The organism is Pseudomonas sp. Irchel 3H9 (genome assembly GCF_900187495.1).
Taxonomy (GTDB): domain Bacteria; phylum Pseudomonadota; class Gammaproteobacteria; order Pseudomonadales; family Pseudomonadaceae; genus Aquipseudomonas; species Aquipseudomonas sivasensis.
In genome coordinates this window covers 325,371-342,722 of the sequence record NZ_FYDK01000003.1, presented here as the reverse complement: position 1 = coordinate 342,722, position 17,352 = coordinate 325,371, and the positions used below count along the sequence as shown (strand labels likewise).

At 59.0% G+C, this 17,352-nt stretch carries 16 protein-coding genes; 11 read left to right on the top strand and 5 right to left on the bottom strand.

The window, feature by feature from the left end; genetic code table 11:
* Positions 1 to 64: 64 nt before the first annotated feature.
* Positions 65 to 1,432 (bottom strand): inorganic triphosphatase, encoded by a 1,368-nt coding sequence (locus CKW32_RS13330; protein WP_032884264.1) that lies wholly within the window; start codon positions 1,430 to 1,432, stop codon positions 65 to 67.
* A gap of 158 nt (positions 1,433 to 1,590) precedes the next feature.
* Here CKW32_RS13330 and argE point away from each other — a divergent pair, with 158 nt between their 5' ends.
* Both argE and argA read left to right on the top strand, forming a co-directional pair.
* Positions 1,591 to 2,739 (top strand): acetylornithine deacetylase, encoded by a 1,149-nt coding sequence (gene argE, locus CKW32_RS13325; RefSeq protein ID WP_095185166.1) that lies wholly within the window; start codon positions 1,591 to 1,593, stop codon positions 2,737 to 2,739.
* 135 nt (positions 2,740 to 2,874) lie between these two features.
* The gene (argA, locus tag CKW32_RS13320; RefSeq protein ID WP_032884260.1) at positions 2,875 to 4,176 is read left to right on the top strand and encodes an amino-acid N-acetyltransferase; all 1,302 of its coding nucleotides are present in this window, start codon (positions 2,875 to 2,877) and stop codon (positions 4,174 to 4,176) included.
* Between the two features lie 132 nt (positions 4,177 to 4,308).
* Here the strand turns inward: argA and tauA are convergent, their stop codons facing one another.
* Positions 4,309 to 5,295, bottom strand: coding sequence for a taurine ABC transporter substrate-binding protein (gene tauA / locus CKW32_RS13315; protein ID WP_095185165.1), 987 nt, complete (start codon positions 5,293 to 5,295; stop codon positions 4,309 to 4,311).
* 370 nt (positions 5,296 to 5,665) lie between these two features.
* Here tauA and CKW32_RS13310 point away from each other — a divergent pair, with 370 nt between their 5' ends.
* Positions 5,666 to 7,066, top strand: a complete 1,401-nt coding sequence (locus tag CKW32_RS13310; protein WP_032884257.1) for an OprD family porin — start codon at positions 5,666 to 5,668, stop codon at positions 7,064 to 7,066.
* A gap of 293 nt (positions 7,067 to 7,359) precedes the next feature.
* Entirely contained in the window at positions 7,360 to 7,998 is a 639-nt protein-coding gene (locus CKW32_RS13305) for a peroxiredoxin (RefSeq protein ID WP_095185164.1), read from the top strand.
* 125 nt (positions 7,999 to 8,123) lie between these two features.
* Here CKW32_RS13305 and CKW32_RS28100 read toward each other — a convergent pair whose 3' ends face one another.
* Positions 8,124 to 8,321, bottom strand: a complete 198-nt coding sequence (locus tag CKW32_RS28100; RefSeq protein WP_143499368.1) for a hypothetical protein — start codon at positions 8,319 to 8,321, stop codon at positions 8,124 to 8,126.
* On the opposite strand from CKW32_RS28100, the gene ssuE reads away from it, so the two are divergent.
* The 6 genes from ssuE to CKW32_RS13275 all read left to right on the top strand — a co-directional run bounded on the left by ssuE (position 8,320) and on the right by CKW32_RS13275 (position 12,993).
* Positions 8,320 to 8,913: an NADPH-dependent FMN reductase gene (gene ssuE, locus CKW32_RS13300; protein ID WP_032884253.1), complete on the top strand. Its 594-nt coding sequence runs from the start codon at positions 8,320 to 8,322 to the stop codon at positions 8,911 to 8,913. The two genes, CKW32_RS28100 and ssuE, sit on opposite strands and share 2 nt — an antisense overlap.
* Positions 8,914 to 9,005: 92 nt before the next feature.
* Positions 9,006 to 9,974: a sulfonate ABC transporter substrate-binding protein gene (locus tag CKW32_RS13295; RefSeq protein ID WP_032884251.1), complete on the top strand. Its 969-nt coding sequence runs from the start codon at positions 9,006 to 9,008 to the stop codon at positions 9,972 to 9,974.
* 25 nt (positions 9,975 to 9,999) lie between these two features.
* Complete coding sequence (gene ssuD / locus CKW32_RS13290) at positions 10,000 to 11,148, top strand: FMNH2-dependent alkanesulfonate monooxygenase (protein ID WP_003176786.1); 1,149 nt, start codon at positions 10,000 to 10,002, stop codon at positions 11,146 to 11,148.
* Between the two features lie 9 nt (positions 11,149 to 11,157).
* The gene (ssuC, locus tag CKW32_RS13285; RefSeq protein WP_032884249.1) at positions 11,158 to 11,946 is read left to right on the top strand and encodes an aliphatic sulfonate ABC transporter permease SsuC; all 789 of its coding nucleotides are present in this window, start codon (positions 11,158 to 11,160) and stop codon (positions 11,944 to 11,946) included.
* Positions 11,943 to 12,749 (top strand): aliphatic sulfonates ABC transporter ATP-binding protein, encoded by an 807-nt coding sequence (gene ssuB / locus CKW32_RS13280; RefSeq protein ID WP_032884247.1) that lies wholly within the window; start codon positions 11,943 to 11,945, stop codon positions 12,747 to 12,749. The genes ssuC and ssuB overlap by 4 nt, the downstream gene beginning before the upstream one ends.
* 28 nt (positions 12,750 to 12,777) lie before the next feature.
* A complete protein-coding gene (locus CKW32_RS13275) occupies positions 12,778 to 12,993 on the top strand; it encodes a molybdopterin-binding protein (RefSeq protein WP_003176783.1) in 216 nt (71 codons plus the stop codon).
* Positions 12,994 to 13,121: 128 nt separating this feature from the next.
* Here the strand turns inward: CKW32_RS13275 and CKW32_RS13270 are convergent, their stop codons facing one another.
* Together CKW32_RS13270 and CKW32_RS13265 are read right to left on the bottom strand one after the other, a co-directional pair.
* Complete coding sequence (locus tag CKW32_RS13270) at positions 13,122 to 13,751, bottom strand: TetR/AcrR family transcriptional regulator (RefSeq protein WP_032884245.1); 630 nt, start codon at positions 13,749 to 13,751, stop codon at positions 13,122 to 13,124.
* Positions 13,752 to 13,971: 220 nt separating this feature from the next.
* The gene (locus CKW32_RS13265; RefSeq protein ID WP_003213894.1) at positions 13,972 to 15,348 is read right to left on the bottom strand and encodes a glutamine synthetase family protein; all 1,377 of its coding nucleotides are present in this window, start codon (positions 15,346 to 15,348) and stop codon (positions 13,972 to 13,974) included.
* A gap of 598 nt (positions 15,349 to 15,946) precedes the next feature.
* On the opposite strand from CKW32_RS13265, the gene CKW32_RS13255 reads away from it, so the two are divergent.
* Positions 15,947 to 17,305, top strand: a complete 1,359-nt coding sequence (locus CKW32_RS13255) for a glutamine synthetase family protein (protein ID WP_032884240.1) — start codon at positions 15,947 to 15,949, stop codon at positions 17,303 to 17,305.
* Positions 17,306 to 17,352: the final 47 nt, after the last annotated feature.

Sequence of the window (17,352 nt, the reverse complement as noted above, 5' to 3'; positions counted from 1 at the left end):
AAGTCCCCCCCCCACAGTTGAAACGCGTCCAAATGTGGGAGGGGATTGCCCCCCGATGGTGGTATTACAGACGCAGAAGAGTCTTCCAGGCACGGTTCTGATACACCGCAATCGCCTGATGCATACGCGCATCCAGCGATTCATCAGTGATCGGCTGGTTGGCCAATTGCGCCAACTTGTTCAGTTCGCCGTACAAACGGTCCAGCTCAGGAATATCCACCACGTTACGCGCATGGTGCAGCCAGGCCTGGATGCGTTCGATACGCGGCAGTTGCTCGGCCAGGTCTTCCGGTTGTTGCTGGTAGCGCGGCAGTTGCAGGGCGACGGCATCTTCGGCCAACAGGCGTGGCAGCCAGTTGGTGATTTGCGCAGCGCCCTGACGGTTGCCACGCACGTTGCGGTCGGCGGTCCAAGTGCGGGCGAGCAGCCATCGCGACAGGTTCAGTGAGAACAGGCCCCAACGCACGTCTTCCAACTCTTCGACGAATTGCTCCGGTGCGGCTTTGCGGATGTCTTCATCGTCGTCACCGGCTTGTACCAGTGGGCGCCAATCTTCCAGCAAGGCATCAAGTACGCTGCGCAGTTCGCTGGTGGATTGACGCGGTGCGGCCTGGCCGAGGCTGCCGATCAGGGCGCGCAATTCGCCGAGGTTGTCGACCCAGTCTTGCAGCAGGCGCCAGTGGCCATTGAAGCGATATTGTTCGGCCAGGCGTTGGCTGCTGCCCAACAGGTGCCACATGATCGCGGCAAAGGCGTCGTCCAACGGCATTTCGGCGTGGATCTGCGGCGCCGGCAGGCTCAGGGAGTAGCTGCTGGCGTCGTACAGGCGATAGCCGCGCTCGGCCTTGCTGATATCGCACGGCATCAGGGCAAGCGTCGCGGCCAGTTCAGCGGCCAGCTCCAGCAGGGCCGCTGGTTCGCCTTCGCGCAGTTCCAACTCCAGCTCGCAGATTTCTTCTTTCTGTTTGCCGACCACCACGTGGCCCAAGTCCAGGGCGGCTTCGATCACGACTTTGGCCTTACCGCGGCCCCAGGCGATTTCAGCGCGTTCACGTACGAAGTCGGTGGTGAAGATCGGCTTGAGGGTCTTCTTGTCCAGCTCGGCCAATTGCTCGGGCCAGCATTCGCCGTCGAGTTTCTTCACGTCGAGCTTGGCTTTGGGCAGGTCCCAGTTGTACTCATTGCGTTCCGACAAACCGGCGACGCTTTGGCCACGGGTCTTGAGGGTCTGGATAATGTCGTCACCGTCTTTGCGCAGGCGCAGGGCGACTTTTGCCTGGGCCAGGTCGCGCTCGGGGGTGTCAAAGTACTGGTTCATCAACTCACGGCGTTCCCAGCCACTTTTGTTGCGTTTTTTCAGTAACGGGTGCTCACGCAGCGCGGCGAGTGTTTCGCGGCTGACGCGTAGCTTGATTTCGGTTTCTTTCTGCATGGCCGGAAAATCCAGGATCGGGAGCGCAGCCGGGGAAAAGTGTGGCTGCCAAGGTCGTGCAGTGTACAGGACTGAGCCCGGCAACGTGCCGCAACGGTTTATTGTGTCGTGCAGATGGCTCTATAGTGGGACTCATCCGGGAAGTTGAGAGACCGCGCATGCCGTTACCGTCCATGAAAGAGCAGTTTGCCGCCTTGATTGCCGCGCCGTCGGTCAGTTGCACCCAAGCGTTTCTCGACCAGACCAACCGGCCCGTGATCGATTTGCTCGCCAGTTGGCTGGGTGATCTGGGTTTTGCCATCGACATCCAGCAAGTCAGCCCCGGCAAGTTCAACCTCTTGGCCACCTTCGGCAGCGGCCCCGGTGGACTGGTGCTGGCCGGTCATAGCGACACCGTCCCTTATGACGCCGCCCTGTGGAAAACCGACCCGCTCAAGCTGACGGAAGTCGACGGCCGCTGGGTAGGATTGGGCAGTTGCGACATGAAGGGCTTTTTCGCCCTGGCCATCGAAGCGGTGTTGCCGCTGCTGGACCAACCGTTCAAGCAACCGCTATTGATCCTCGCCACCTGCGACGAAGAAAGTTCCATGTCCGGCGCCCGCGCGCTGGCCGAAGCCGGGCGCCCTCTGGGCCGTGCGGCGGTGATCGGCGAGCCCACCGGGCTCAAGCCGATCCGCCTGCACAAGGGCGTGATGATGGAGCGCATCGACATCCTTGGGCGCAGCGGCCACTCGTCGGATCCAAGCCTGGGCCACAGCGCCCTCGAAGCCATGCACGATGCCATCGGCGAGTTGCGTGGCCTGCGCCTGGCCTGGCAGCGCGAGTACCGCAACCCGCAATTCAGCGTACCGCAGCCGACCATGAACTTCGGCTGTATCCACGGCGGCGACAACCCGAACCGCATCTGCGGTCAGTGCTCCCTGGAGTTCGACCTGCGGCCCTTGCCGGGCATGGACCCACAGGTGTTGCGTGCAGCCATCCGGCAGAAGCTCGAACCCTTGGCCGAGCGGCATCAGGTCAAGATCGACTATGCGCCGCTGTTCCCCGAGGTGCCGCCGTTCGAACAATCGGAAGACGCCGAACTGGTGCGGGTTGCGGAACGATTGACCGGTCATCGTGCCGAAGCAGTAGCGTTCGGCACCGAAGCGCCTTATCTTCAGCGCCTTGGTTGTGAAACCCTGGTGCTTGGCCCTGGCGATATCGCCTGCGCCCACCAACCGGGTGAGTACCTCGAAATGTCACGCTTGACGCCTACAGTGCGTCTATTGCGGGAACTGATCGACCATTACTGCCTGAAACCTGCATAAATTAACCCCAGCCTATTCGTACATAGAAGGAGAGCGAGCGTGTCGCCAAGCCTGTTCCGACGATAACCATCAGCCCGCTGTGCGTTTTCACGATTCATCCTTTTTTGGCTGCTTTTTATTACAGGCCCAGGTGTTATGCCCGAATACGTCAATTGGCTTCGTCACGCTTCGCCCTACATCAACGCCCACCGCGACTGCACTTTTGTAGTCATGCTGCCTGGCGACGGTGTGGACCATCCCAACTTCGGCAATATCGTCCACGACTTGGTGCTGCTGCACAGCCTGGGCGTGCGGTTGGTGCTGGTTCATGGCTCGCGCCCACAGATCGAAGCGCGCCTTGAAGCGCGCGGCCTGATCCCGGCTTATCACGAAGGTATGCGTATCACCGACGCGCCGACGCTGGAATGCGTTATCGACGCCGTCGGCCACCTGCGTATCGCTATTGAAGCGCGCTTGTCGATGGACATGGCCTCGTCGCCGATGCAGGGCTCGCGCCTGCGCGTGGCCAGCGGCAATCTCGTGACCGCGCGCCCGATCGGCGTGTTGGAAGGCGTGGACTATCACCACACCGGCGAAGTGCGTCGGGTCGACCGCAAAGGTATTAATCGCCTGCTGGACGAGCGCTCCATCGTGCTGCTGTCGCCATTGGGTTACTCGCCTACCGGTGAAATCTTCAACCTGGCCTGCGAAGACGTCGCCACCCGCGCCGCCATCGACCTGGGAGCCGACAAACTGTTGCTGTTCGGCGCCGACCTCGGCCTGATCGATGAAAATGGCCGGTTGGTGCGCGAACTGCGTCCGCAACAAGTACCGGCTCACCTGCAACGCCTGGGAAGTAGCAACTACCAGGCCGAACTGCTCGATGCCGCGGCCGAGGCTTGCCGGGGCGGGGTAGGGCGCAGCCATATCGTCAGCTACGCCGAAGATGGCGCGCTGCTCACCGAACTGTTTACACGCGATGGCGGCGGCACGCTGGTGGCCCAGGAGCAATTCGAACTGGTGCGCGAAGCGGCGATCGAAGACGTCGGTGGTTTGCTTGATCTGATCAGCCCGCTGGAAGAGCAGGGCATCCTGGTACGCCGTTCGCGGGAAGTGCTGGAGCGTGAAATCGAACAGTTCAGCGTGGTCGAGCGCGAAGGCATGATCATCGCCTGTGCGGCGCTTTATCAGATTGCCGATTCGGATGCGGGTGAGCTGGCGTGCCTGGCGGTGAACCCGGAGTATCGCCATGGCGGTCGTGGTGATGAGTTGCTCGAGCGCATCGAAACACGCGCCCGTGCCCAAGGCTTGAAGACCTTGTTCGTCCTCACCACTCGCACCGCGCACTGGTTCCGTGAGCGTGGTTTTGTACCGAGTACTGTGGACCGACTGCCGTCGGCGCGGGCGTCGCTGTACAACTATCAGCGTAATTCGAAGATTTTCGAAAAGGCGCTGTAAACCCGATCTTCAAAGCGCTGGAGACCCAAATGTGGGAGGGGGCTTGCTCCCGATGGCGGTGTATCAGTCAGAGAGATGTCGACTGATACACCGCCATCGGGAGCAAGCCCCCTCCCACGTTTTTTACCGAGTTTAGTCTTTGATGAATTTGTCGGTCACAAAGGCCGAATAGTCCGGTAGCACCGTCTCAACCTTCCCTTGCTCCTTCAAGAATTTCGCTGTTTCCCCAATCGCCTTCGCCGTGCCGCCTTTGAGCAGCGCATCGGTTTGCTGCGCTTGGGCATCCGGGAATGTGGTGCCGGCCAGCAGCTCGGGAATGTCCGCGGCATTAGAGCCTGTCAATTTGGCGATTTTCTGCACCGGCTCCGAGTCCACCGTCCAGCTGTCTTTATGGGCGGCATAATCGGCGAACGCGTCCAGGGTCACCTTGGCAAACTTGGCCACTGCCTCAGGATGTTTCTCCGCAAAATCCTTGCGCGCCACCCAGACTTCAAACGTCGGAGCACCCCACTGGCCCACCTGGGCCGCGTCAGTCAGGGTTTTGCCGGTCTTGCGGATTTCTCCCAGCGCAGGCGACCACACGAAGGCTCCATCGATATCCCCACGTTTCCACGCAGCGGCAATTTCAGCCGGTTGCAGGTTGACCACTTTGACTTGCTTGGTGTCCAGACCCCAGTGCTTCAAGGCGCCGAGCAGGCTGTAATGAGACGTCGAGACAAAGGGCGTCGCGATCGTCTTGCCGATCAAGTCTTCGGGTTTATCGATGCCGCTGCCGTTGCGAACTACCAGGGCTTCAGAACTATTGATCTGCGCCGATACGATGAACGCGACGATGGGTAGATTGCGCGAGGCAGCAGCTGCCAGGGGGCTGGACCCGAGGTTGCCGATTTGCACATCGCCGGAGGCGATAGCCGTTACGACTTCCGGACCACTGTTGAAGCGGCGCCAGGCAATCTTCTCGCCAATGGCCTTTTCATAGGCGCCATCGGCCTGTGGGACCTTGCTGGGATCGATGCCGGTTTGGTAGCCGATGGTCAAATCGGCGGCTTGGACAGCAAAAGAAACTATTAGTGACACAAAAACTGTAACAAATTGACGGGAGGATATGCGTTTGGCCATGATGGCGTCGCCTTTTTGATCGTGGGTGACGTATGCAGCAGAGTCGTCACACTAATCGATCTAAAAAAGCGCTAATAAATACCCTTTAGGAATTAGCTTATGGAGCGGGTGGTCTATCCTGACCGGTCCTTTTCATGCAAAGGCTTATTCCCAGATCGTATGAAAAAGAATGAAATAATTCTTTTTGGGTGTATGAAAAACTCATTACCCTGCAGGGACCAAATCAACTGCGATTAGACGAAGGTAGTAGACACACAAGGTTACGATTGACTTGTCAGTCACTATCCGGTGGTAATCGCGCATCTGTGGATCGAGGGCGTCAGACCCGAGACCAAAGAAATACAAAAATTAGAAATGAGAGGAGCGGTACATGAAGAAGTCCACCTTGGCTTTGGCTGTAGCTTTGGGCGCGATCGCCCAGCATGCAGGCGCTGCCGGTTTCATCGAAGACAGCAAGGCCACACTGGGTCTGCGTAACTTCTACATCAACACTGATAACCGTGACGACGCTACCAAAGCAGCCGGCGCGCAGAACAAGTCGGAAGAGTGGGGCCAGGCTTTCGACCTGCGCTTCATCTCCGGTTACACCCAAGGCACCGTAGGCTTTGGTCTTGACGCTATCGGCCTGCTGGGCGTGCGTCTGGATTCGGGCGGCGGCACCAACGGCGCCACTGCTCCGTCGACTGGCAACGCTGGCTCTTACGGCGGCACGGTTTTCCCGAGCAAGTCCAATGGCGAAGCCGTTGATAACTACTCCAGCCTGGGCCTGACTGCCAAAGCCAAGATCTCTCAGACCGAATTGAAGCTGGGCACGCTGCAGCCAAAGCTGCCGGTTCTGGTGACCAACGATGGTCGTCTGCTGCCGCAAACCTTCCAAGGTGGCCAGATTACTACCAACGATATCAAGGACTTCACGCTGGTAGCGGGTCAGATCGAAAAGGCCAAGGGTCGTAACTCCAGCAACGTTGAAAACCTGTCCATCGCAGGTGCCAACGGTCGTACTGCTGCGGGTCGCGACAGCAACAAGTTCATCTACGCCGGTGGCGACTACAAGATCACCAAAGACCTGACTGCCCAGTACTACTACGGCAATCTGGACCAGTTCTACAAGCAACACTTCCTGGGCCTGCTGCACAACTGGGCTATCGGTCCTGGCGTGTTGAAAACCGACTTGCGCTACTTCAATAGCCGCTCTGACGGTAACAACAGCAACGACGCCAACTACTTCACCAGCGGTGACTACGGTACTAACGCCGCCGGCGCTAATATCGTCAAAGGTAAAGTCGACAACAACCTGTACAGCGGCTTGTTTCTGTACACCGTTGAAGGTCACACCTTCGGTGGCGGTTACCAGGCCAGCAACGGCAACAGTGACTTCCCGTTCCTGAACCAGGGCGACGGTGCTTCTGCTTATCTGACCACTGACTCGCAGATTGCCAAGTTTGCCCGTGCTGGCGAACGTACCTGGCAAGCTCGCTACGCGTATGACTTCGCCAAGATTGGCGTACCTGGCTTGACCGCTGGTGTGGTTTACCTGCGTGGCGACAATATCGATACCCGTGGCCGAGTGGGTGTTGCTCAGGTCCAGACAAACTCCAACGGCGCGAGCGAGTGGGAACGTGACATCACTGTTGCCTACGTCGTGCCACAAGGTCCGCTGAAGAACGTTGGCGTAGCCTGGAAAAACGCCATGTGGCGCAACGATATTGCCGGCCAGCGCGATCAGGACGAAAACCGCCTGATCGTCAGCTACTCGCTGCCACTGTTCTAGTAGCTTGAAGCTGTTGTAAGACTGTAAAAACCTTGCCCGGCGCAACGCCGGGCAAGGTGTCTTGCTTTTCAAGTCGGGCTCAACCCCCGCAAGCCCTTCCTGAACCCCTCTTTGTACAGCGTCTCAAGGCCTTCTCGAACCTTGGAAACGATGGTGCCCTTCACCGTTTCCGGCGTCCAATGAACACATTTTTAATATTCCTTTATCGTCTAGATAAATCGATATTTATTCTTTTTAAATAATCTCTAATCCATGCACAGTGGGCTCCATAAGCACTCACCAGGAGCCACACCATGAGCCTAAGACTGGGCGATATCGCCCCCGACTTCGAACAGGATTCCAGCGCCGGCAAGATTCGTTTCCACGAATGGTTGGGCGATAGCTGGGGTGTGTTGTTTTCCCATCCGGCGGACTTCACCCCGGTGTGCACCACCGAGCTTGGTTTTTCCGCCAAGCTCAAGGATGAATTCGCCCAGCGCGGCGTCAAAGCCATCGCCCTGTCGGTCGACCCGGTGGATTCGCACCACAAGTGGATCGAAGACATCAACGAAACCCAGAACACTATCGTCAACTTCCCGATCCTCGCCGACGCCGACCGCAAGGTTTCGGACCTCTACGACCTGATCCACCCAAACGCCAGTGACACCCTCACCGTACGTTCCTTGTTCGTGATCGACCCGAACAAAAAGATTCGCCTGACCATCACTTATCCGGCCAGTACGGGTCGCAACTTCCACGAAATCCTGCGGGTAATCGACTCGCTGCAACTGACCGACAACTACAAAGTCGCCACTCCTGCCAACTGGCAGGACGGTGATGAAGTGGTGATCGTGCCGTCGCTCAAGGATGAGGAAGAGATCAAGAAGCGATTTCCGAAGGGTTATCGGGCGGTGAAGCCGTATCTGCGGCTTACTCCACAGCCCAATCGTTAGCACATAACTGTGTGGGAGAGGGCTTGCCCTCGATCTCGGTGGATCAGCCAATTCGTTGGTCACTGACACACCGTAATCGGGAGCAAGCCACCACATTTTGACTGCATTCCAAGTTGCAAACCGAATCACATAGCAGGGGTTTTCAGGCCGTTTTTACGGCCTTTTTTTTCGCCTGGCGGTTTACGAACTGCATATGCATTTAAAGAATAAACAAATGAAAAAATAAGATTTATAGATATATAAATCTGCTGATAAGGTCTGTCACATATTGGCGCCATCGCCGCACAGCGAACCGCCGGCACTTGCTCAAGGAATTCCTGCATGTTGGTCGTAACACTTGGAGGCAGTCCCAGCCAGCGTTCCCGCTCCGGGGTCTTGCTGGAAAAAACCCGTCAATGGTTGCAAGACAAAGGCGTTGAAGTGGTGAGTTATCAGGTACGGGACTTCCCGGCCGAAGACTTGCTGCACGCGCGCTTCGATAGCCCCAAGGTCATCGACTTGCTGCAACAGGTGGCTAATGCAGATGGCCTGGTGATCGCCACGCCGGTGTACAAGGCTTCGTTCTCGGGTGCGCTGAAAACCGTGCTCGACCTGCTGCCCGAACGCGCCCTGGCCCACAAGATCGTATTGCCGATGGCAACCGGCGGCAGCATCGCCCATATGTTGGCGGTGGACTACGCGCTCAAGCCAGTGTTGTCGGCGTTGAAAGCCCAGGAATTGCTCCACGGCATTTTTGCCGAAGATAGCCAGATTGCTTACGCCGAAGGCAGCGCCCAGGCGCAACTGGTGCCGGTGCTTGAACACCGTTTGCATGAGGCTTTGGAAACGCTCTACAGCGCCATGGCCCGCCGCCCTAAACCGCTGGACCCCCATGTGTTGAATGACCGTTTGTTGACTGCTCGCTGGAGCATCTGAGCCTCACCCTTTAAGAAACACTCACCTTACTCAGCCGCTAACGGCCAAGCAGGTGCAGCCAAAACCCTAATCGCATATTTGGAGAGAGCGCCATGCGCACTGTCATCTTGCGTCGTGGTCTGGTCGCACTGTTTGCTGCGGCTGTGTCCTTCGGCGCCATCGTTCAAGCTCAAGCCGCCGAGACACTGCGGATCGGCTATCAGAAATACGGCACGCTGGTGCTGCTCAAAGCCAAGGGCACCCTGGAAAAGCGCCTGGCCGCCCAGGGCGTGCAGGTGCAATGGACCGAGTTTCCCGGTGGTCCGCAACTGCTTGAAGGCCTGAACGTGGGCTCCATCGACTTCGGCGTGACCGGCGAAACCCCGCCGGTGTTCGCCCAGGCCGCCGGTGCCGATCTTCTCTACGTGGCCTACGAGCCGCCAGCGCCAACCAGTGAAGCGATCCTGGTACCGAAAGACTCGACGATCAAATCGGTGGCCGAGCTCAAGGGCAAGAAAATCGTGCTCAACAAAGGCTCCAACGTGCACTACCTGCTGGTACGTGCCCTGGAAGACGCCGGCCTCAAATACACCGACGTACAAACCGTGTTCCTGCCGCCCGCCGATGCCCGCGCCGCGTTCGAGCGTGGCAGCGTAGACGCCTGGGTAATCTGGGACCCGTACCAAGCTGCCGCCGAGAAACAATTGCAAGCCCGCACCCTGCGTGACGGCACCGGCATCGCCGACAACCATCAGTTCTACCTGGCGACCAAGCCCTACGCCGAGCAGCACCCTGAAGTCGTCAAGGCACTGATTGAAGAAGTGCGCGCCGTGGGCGAGTGGTCCAAGGCCAACCCCCAGGAAGTGACTGAACAAGTCGCGCCACTGCTCGGCCTGCCGGCGGATATCACCCTGACCTCGGTGAAACGCCAAGGCTACGGCGCGCTGTTCCTGACCCCGGAAGTGGTCGCCGCCCAGCAAAAGATCGCCGACAGCTTCTACCAACTCAAATTGATCCCCAAACCCTTGAGCATCAAGGACGTGATCTGGACGCCACCCGCCGCTGTGGCCAAAGCGCCGTAATTCGACTTCTTCAGGAGACAACTCCATGAGCCTCAATATTTTCTGGTTCCTGCCTACCCACGGCGACGGCCATTACCTTGGCACCGCCGAAGGCGCTCGCGCCGTTGATCACGGTTACCTGCAGCAAGTGGCCCAGGCCGCTGACCGCTTGGGATTCGGCGGGGTGCTGATCCCCACTGGTCGCTCCTGCGAAGACTCGTGGCTGGTGGCCGCCTCGCTGATCCCGGTGACCCAGCGTTTGAAATTCCTTGTCGCGTTGCGCCCCGGGATCATTTCCCCGACGGTGGCGGCGCGTCAGGCCGCGACCTTGGATCGACTGTCCGGCGGCCGTGCGTTATTCAACCTGGTGACCGGTGGTGACCCGGAAGAGCTGGCCGGTGATGGCTTGTTCCTCAGTCACGAAGAGCGCTACCAGGCTTCGGTGGAATTCACCCGCATCTGGCGCCGCGTGCTGGAAGGCGAAACCGTGGATTACGACGGCGAGCACATCAGCGTCAAAGGCGCCAAGTTGCTCTACCCGCCGATCCAGCAACCGCGTCCGCCGCTGTACTTTGGCGGTTCCTCCGAAGCGGCCCAGGACCTGGCAGCCGAACAGGTGGAGATGGTGCTGACCTGGGGCGAGCCACCGGCCGCAGTCGCCGAGAAAATCGAACAGGTACGGGCCAAGGCCGCGAAACTCGGGCGCACCGTGCGCTTCGGCATTCGCCTGCATGTGATCGTGCGCGAAACCAACGATGAGGCCTGGAAAGCCGCCGACAAACTGATCTCCCACTTGGACGACGACACCATCGCCCGTGCCCAGGCTTCCTTGGCGCGCTTCGATTCCGTCGGTCAGCAGCGCATGGCTGCCTTGCATGGCGGCAACCGCGACAACCTCGAAGTCAGCCCCAACCTGTGGGCCGGTGTCGGCCTGGTGCGTGGCGGTGCGGGCACCGCGCTGGTGGGCGATGGCCCAACCGTTGCGGCGCGGGTCAAGGAGTACGCCGCGCTGGGCATCGACACTTTCATCTTCTCCGGTTATCCGCACCTGGAAGAGTCGTATCGGGTGGCTGAACTGCTGTTTCCGCACTTGGACATCGAACGTCCCGAACTGCCGAAAAGCGCCGGTTACGTCAGCCCGTTCGGTGAAATGGTCGCCAACGACATCCTTCCCAAAGCTGCGTCACAGAGCTGAGGCGGCGTTATGAACTTTGAAAAATTGAGCCATCGCGTAGCGCCTTGGGTGCTGCCGATTCTATTACTGGCGGTGTGGCAGTTGTCGGTGTCGGCGGGCTGGTTGTCGACGCGCATTCTGCCGGCGCCCAGTGCGGTGATTGAAGCCGGTGTTCACCTGGTGGCCAGCGGCGAAATCTGGACGCACTTGGCCATCAGTGGCTGGCGCGCCGGCCTGGGGTTTGTGATCGGTGGCAGCATCGGCCTGGCGCTGGGCTTTATCACCGGTTTGTCGAAATGGGGCGAGCGCCTGCTGGACAGCTCGGTGCAGATGATCCGCAACGTGCCGCACCTGGCGCTGATTCCGCTGGTGATCCTGTGGTTCGGGATTGACGAGACCGCGAAGATTTTCCTGGTCGCCCTCGGCACGTTGTTCCCGATCTACCTGAACACCTATCACGGCATCCGCAACGTCGACCCGGCGCTGGTGGAAATGTCGCGCAGCTACGGTTTGTCCGGTTTCAGCCTGTTCTGGCAAGTGATCCTGCCGGGTGCGCTGCCCTCGATTTTGGTGGGCGTGCGCTTTGCTCTGGGCTTTATGTGGTTGACGCTGATCGTTGCGGAAACCATCTCCGCCAGCTCGGGCATCGGCTATCTGGCAATGAACGCCCGTGAATTCCTGCAAACCGACGTGGTGGTACTGGCCATCGTGATGTACGCGATCCTCGGCAAACTCGCCGATCTGGCCGCGCGCGGTCTGGAGCGGGTTTGGTTGCGCTGGCATCCGGCGTATCAAGTGAATAAAGGCGGTGCGGCATGACAGCTCAACAACCTCCGCGCCTGCTGAAGGGAATTCCTCTGGCGGTGCGCAAATTGCGCAAATCTTTCGGCGCACGTGAAGTGCTCAAAGAGATTGATCTGCACATTCCGGCTGGCCAGTTTGTGGCCGTGGTCGGCCGCAGCGGTTGCGGCAAAAGTACCTTGCTGCGCCTGCTGGCGGGTCTGGACAAAGCCAGCGGCGGCGAGTTGCTGGCCGGTTCTGCGCCGCTGAGCGAAGCGATTGAAGACACGCGGTTGATGTTCCAGGAAGCACGTTTGCTGCCGTGGAAAAAGATCATCGACAACGTGGGCCTGGGGCTCACCGGCAACTGGCGCCCTAAAGCGCTGGAGGCGTTAGAAGCGGTCGGCCTGGCCGAGCGTGCCAATGAATGGCCGGCGGCTCTGTCGGGTGGCCAGAAGCAACGTGTCGCCCTGGCGCGTGCGCTGATCCACCAACCGCGCCTGCTGTTGCTTGATGAACCGTTGGGGGCTCTGGATGCCTTGACTCGCATCGAGATGCAGCAACTGATCGAAAACCTCTGGCAGAAGCACGGCTTCACTGTGTTGCTGGTGACCCATGACGTCAGCGAAGCGGTGGCGATTGCCGACCGGGTGATCCTGATCGAAGACGGCGAGATCGGCCTCGATCTGATCGTTGATCTTCCACGTCCGCGTGCCCGTGGCTCACACCGCCTGGCCGCACTGGAAGCTGAAGTGCTCAACCGTGTGCTGTCGTTGCCCGGTACACCGCCGGAACCCGAACCTGTTTCACCGCTGCCTACGCAATTGCGTTGGGCTCAATAACTCACTTGTCCCGCGAAGGAAGAACACCATGACTATTAAAGCTATCAACGTGCGTAACCAGTTCAAAGGCACCATCAAGGAAATCGTAGTCGGCGACGTGCTGTCGGAAATCGACGTGCAGACCGCGTCCGGTATCGTCACTTCCGTGATCACTACTCGCTCGGTCAAAGAGCTGGAACTGGTGATCGGCAGCGAAGTGATTGCCTTCGTGAAGTCGACTGAGGTGTCGATCGCCAAGTTGTGATCACTTGGACCGCTATCGGGAGCAAGCCCCCCTCCCACATTTTGAATGTGTTCACAGATCAATATGTGGGAGGGGCGGTGCGACGATTCGACTTGCCCCCGATGAGGCCCGCCCAGCCAACCCAGGGTTCAGCGCTTAGGCAGATACGCCGGTAAATACAGCCCCACATACGCATCAAACACACGCATCCCTTCCTCGGCCATCCGCGGCGTAATCAGCCCATGCTGATGCACTGAGCGCGCGTAGACGCGATCACTCAGTTCCAACGCCAGCGCAAATACATCCACATCAGTCGGCAAGGTCGGCACTTCGAAGTGACGGCTGAACACCGCCAGCATCAAATCCCCTAATTCCAGATCATGCTGACGATCCGCCTGGGTTACTTCGGTCAGCCCGTGCTGGGCCAGGATCAATTGGCGCGCGGCGGCGTCGTTGCTGTAGATGGTGAGCATGCGCTGCTCGACCACGTAGGACAGGTCCCGCCAGTGCTTGAGTGAGTCATGGTCGATGGGGGCCTGGATGGCCGCGCGGAAGGCTGCGTGGACGTCAGCGGTTAATGCTTCCAGCAACGCGGGCACACTGGCGAAAAAGTGATACACCGACGACGGCGGAATCTGCGCGCGCTCGGCCACGCTGTAGATCGACAGGCCTGCCACGCCTTCGGCGGCCAGCAAGGTGCGGGCGGCGTCGAGAATCGCGTCGATCCGCGCCTGGCTGCGTGCGCGGGGTTTGCGAGGGGCGGCGGGGCGGGTGGTCATGGAAGTCTCCTACAAGGCAGCGGGCATTGTATGAGTAGGAGTCTGTGTTGTCTTCCAGGCCGCCATCGGGAGCAAGCCCCCTCCCACACTTTGATCTGTGAACATTCAAATGTGGGAGGGGGCTTGCCCCCGATGAGGCCGGCTCGGTCTTCTGGAAGAAACCCAAAAAAAACGCCGCAGACCATAAGGTCTGCGGCGCTCTTTTTTCTGCAGCCGTCGTTTAGACGGTATGCAGGTACCAGTTGTACTCAAGGTCGGAGATGGAGTGTTCGAACTCTTCCAGCTCACTTTCCTTACAGGCGACGAAGATATCGATGTACTTAGGATCGATGTACTTGGCCATCACCTCGCTGTCGTCCAACTCGCGCAGGGCATCGCGCAGGTTGTTCGGCAGGCTCTGCTCGTTCTGCTCGTAGCTGTTGCCTTCCACGGGTGCGCCCGGTTCGATCTTGTTGGTCAGACCGTGGTGCACGCCTGCCAGGACCGAAGCCATCAACAGGTAAGGGTTGGCGTCGGCGCCGGCTACACGGTGTTCGATACGTACAGCGTCGGACGAGCCGGTCGGTACGCGAATCGCCACGGTGCGGTTATCCAGGCCCCAGCACGGCGAGTTCGGCACGTAGAACTGTGCGCCGAAACGACGGTAGGAGTTGACGTTAGGGCACAGGAACGCCATTTGGGCGGGTAGGGTCTCCAGCACACCGCCGATCGCGTGACGCAATGCGGCGTTCTGCTCGGGATCCTCGCTGGCAAAGATGTTCTTGCCGTCTTTGTCCAGAATCGAAATGTGTACGTGCAGCCCGTTGCCTGCCTGGCCTGGGTAAGGCTTGGCCATGAAGGTGGTGTCCATCTCATGGTCGTAGGCGATGTTCTTGATCAAACGCTTGAGCAGTACAGCGTAATCGCACGCTTTGATCGGGTCGGCGACGTGGTGCAGGTTCACTTCGAACTGCGCCGGGGCACTTTCCTTTACGATGGCGTCAGCCGGGATACCTTGCTCTTTGGCACCTTCCAGGATGTCCTGGAGGCAGTCGACGTATTCGTCGAGGTCGTCGATCAGGTAGACCTGTGTCGAGTGCGGGCGTTTGCCGGAGATCGGCGAGCGGGGCGGTTGTGGGCGGCCGTTCACGTTCTCCTGGTCGATCAGGTAGAACTCAAGCTCGAAGGCAGCGCAGATGGTCAGACCGAGGTCGTCAAATTTGCTTACAACTTGGCGGAGCACTTCGCGTGGATCGGCGAAGAAAGGTTCACCTTCAAGTTCGTGCATGGTCATCAGCAATTGCGCGGTAGGGCGCTTTTGCCAAGGTTCATTGCACAGGGTGTCGGGGATTGGATAACAGATTCGGTCAGCATCACCGATGTCCAGACCCAGGCCGGTGCTTTCCACCGTCGAGCCGTTGATATCCAGGGCAAATAAAGAGGCAGGCAGGTTAATGCCCTTCTCGTAAACCTTGTGGAGGCTGGTGCGTTCGATGCGCTTACCGCGCACCACACCATTCATATCCGCAATTAGAAGGTCTACGTACAGAACCTCAGGATGATCCTTAAGGAACGCGTTCGCTTCGTTAAGCTGAACGGCACGCGGGGGTACCGACATGATGCAACACCTTTGTTGTTAAAAATATCAATCATTGATCTTTTCTGGTTTCAGTCAACCCGAACGGCATGCCGAAGTCAAGCGAGGCCTTTTTTGCCCTAAAAAAGCGCCGTGAAGGCATTTTTGGGGCTTTTTGGGGCGGTTTTTTGCATTTGATTCGCTTGGGACTCGCAGGCTTGAGCGGGCCGTGTTGTATTTTTTACGGGGGTGTTGTGTAAAAAAATGAACAAGGCTAAGCTCGATTCAAACCCATAACAGCAATAATACCGGGGTGCTTCATGTTTCACCTGCCGCCGCTCGGCGTCTCTGCCTGCTCCAGCCAGGCGTTGTCCGCAGTTCGTTCGCCCCGCGTGAATGTCCCTGCACCGGCCAATATTCTTGACAGCCCGTCCGACCTCTTCTTTGCCACCTCAACTGCCTCTGACCGGCTCCCGTCCACGGAACCGATCATGATTCTGCACGACTTTGGCGTGAGGAATGCAACGCTGCAGCAAATGGCAGGTAAGCTCCTACCCTGAATGAACAAAACGACGCGGATGCTGCGTCAACCAACGCCTGGCCTTTAATGGATGCCAGGAAACCCAGCCCAGAGGCATTTATGAGTAACAACCTCGACCAGCTCACCGATTGGTTGAAAGACCACAAGATCACAGAAGTCGAATGCATGATTGGCGACCTCACCGGCATCACCCGGGGCAAGATCTCGCCGACCAACAAGTTCATCGCCGAAAAAGGCATGCGCCTGCCCGAGAGCGTTCTGCTCCAGACCGTGACCGGCGACTATGTCGAAGACGACATCTATTACGAATTGCTCGACCCGGCCGATATCGACATGATCTGCCGTCCCGACCAGAACGCGGTATTCCTGGTGCCTTGGGCCATCGAGCCCACCGCCCAGGTGATCCACGATACCTACGACAAGCAAGGCAACCCGATCGAGCTGTCGCCGCGCAACGTGCTCAAGAAAGTCCTCAAGCTCTACGCCGACAAAGGCTGGCAGCCCATCGTGGCGCCGGAGATGGAGTTCTACCTGACCAAACGCTGCGAAGACCCTGACTTCCCGCTGCAACCGCCGATTGGCCGTTCCGGGCGTCCGGAGACCGGTCGTCAGTCCTTCTCTATAGAAGCCGCCAACGAATTCGACCCGCTGTTCGAAGACGTCTACGACTGGTGCGAACTGCAGGAGCTGGACCTCGACACGCTGATCCACGAAGACGGCACCGCGCAGATGGAAATCAATTTCCGTCACGGCGACGCGCTGTCCCTGGCTGACCAGATCCTAGTGTTCAAACGCACGATGCGTGAAGCAGCGCTCAAGCACAACGTGGCGGCCACCTTTATGGCCAAGCCGATGACCGGCGAGCCCGGCAGCGCGATGCACCTGCACCAGAGCATCATCGACATCGCGACTGGCAAGAACGTCTTCTCCAATGAAGACGGGAGCATGAGCCAGCTGTTCCTCAACCATATTGGCGGCCTGCAGAAATTCATCCCTGAATTGCTGCCGCTGTTTGCTCCCAACGTGAACTCGTTCCGCCGTTTCCTGCCCGACACCTCGGCGCCGGTCAACGTGGAATGGGGCGAAGAAAACCGCACCGTCGGCCTGCGCGTACCGGATGCCGGCCCGCAGAACCGCCGCGTAGAAAACCGCCTGCCGGGGGCCGACGCCAACCCTTACCTGGCGATTGCCGCCAGTTTGCTGTGCGGCTACATCGGCATGGTCGAAGGCCATAACCCGAGCGCACCGGTGGTAGGTCGTGGTTACGAACGACGCAACCTGCGTCTGCCGTTGACCATCGAAGACGCCCTGGAACGCATGGAAAACAGCAAGACCATCGAGAAATACCTGGGTCAGAAATTCATCACAGGCTACGTCGCGGTCAAGCGGGCCGAGCATGAAAACTTCAAGCGCGTGATCAGTTCGTGGGAGCGGGAATTCCTGCTCTTCGCCGTCTGATGCGCCGGGCGCACGGGGTAACCCGCGCGCCCTTAACTGAAAAGTCT

Bases quoted from the DNA above. Each gene is read 5' to 3' on its own strand.
- CKW32_RS13255 (WP_032884240.1), top strand. From the start codon at position 15,947: ATGAGTAACAACCTCGACCAGCTCACCGATTGGTTGAAAGACCACAAG.
- CKW32_RS28100 (WP_143499368.1), bottom strand. From the start codon at position 8,321: ATGCAGGAATTCCTTGAGCAAGTGCCGGCGGTTCGCTGTGCGGCGATG.
- CKW32_RS13270 (WP_032884245.1), bottom strand. From the start codon at position 13,751: ATGACCACCCGCCCCGCCGCCCCTCGCAAACCCCGCGCACGCAGCCAG.
- tauA (WP_095185165.1), bottom strand. From the start codon at position 5,295: ATGGCCAAACGCATATCCTCCCGTCAATTTGTTACAGTTTTTGTGTCA.
- CKW32_RS13265 (WP_003213894.1), bottom strand. From the start codon at position 15,348: ATGTCGGTACCCCCGCGTGCCGTTCAGCTTAACGAAGCGAACGCGTTC.
- argE (WP_095185166.1), top strand. From the start codon at position 1,591: ATGCCGTTACCGTCCATGAAAGAGCAGTTTGCCGCCTTGATTGCCGCG.
- ssuB (WP_032884247.1), top strand. From the start codon at position 11,943: ATGACAGCTCAACAACCTCCGCGCCTGCTGAAGGGAATTCCTCTGGCG.
- argA (WP_032884260.1), top strand. From the start codon at position 2,875: ATGCCCGAATACGTCAATTGGCTTCGTCACGCTTCGCCCTACATCAAC.
- CKW32_RS13275 (WP_003176783.1), top strand. From the start codon at position 12,778: ATGACTATTAAAGCTATCAACGTGCGTAACCAGTTCAAAGGCACCATC.
- CKW32_RS13295 (WP_032884251.1), top strand. From the start codon at position 9,006: ATGCGCACTGTCATCTTGCGTCGTGGTCTGGTCGCACTGTTTGCTGCG.
- ssuE (WP_032884253.1), top strand. From the start codon at position 8,320: ATGTTGGTCGTAACACTTGGAGGCAGTCCCAGCCAGCGTTCCCGCTCC.
- CKW32_RS13330 (WP_032884264.1), bottom strand. From the start codon at position 1,432: ATGCAGAAAGAAACCGAAATCAAGCTACGCGTCAGCCGCGAAACACTC.
- CKW32_RS13305 (WP_095185164.1), top strand. From the start codon at position 7,360: ATGAGCCTAAGACTGGGCGATATCGCCCCCGACTTCGAACAGGATTCC.
- ssuC (WP_032884249.1), top strand. From the start codon at position 11,158: ATGAACTTTGAAAAATTGAGCCATCGCGTAGCGCCTTGGGTGCTGCCG.
- CKW32_RS13310 (WP_032884257.1), top strand. From the start codon at position 5,666: ATGAAGAAGTCCACCTTGGCTTTGGCTGTAGCTTTGGGCGCGATCGCC.
- ssuD (WP_003176786.1), top strand. From the start codon at position 10,000: ATGAGCCTCAATATTTTCTGGTTCCTGCCTACCCACGGCGACGGCCAT.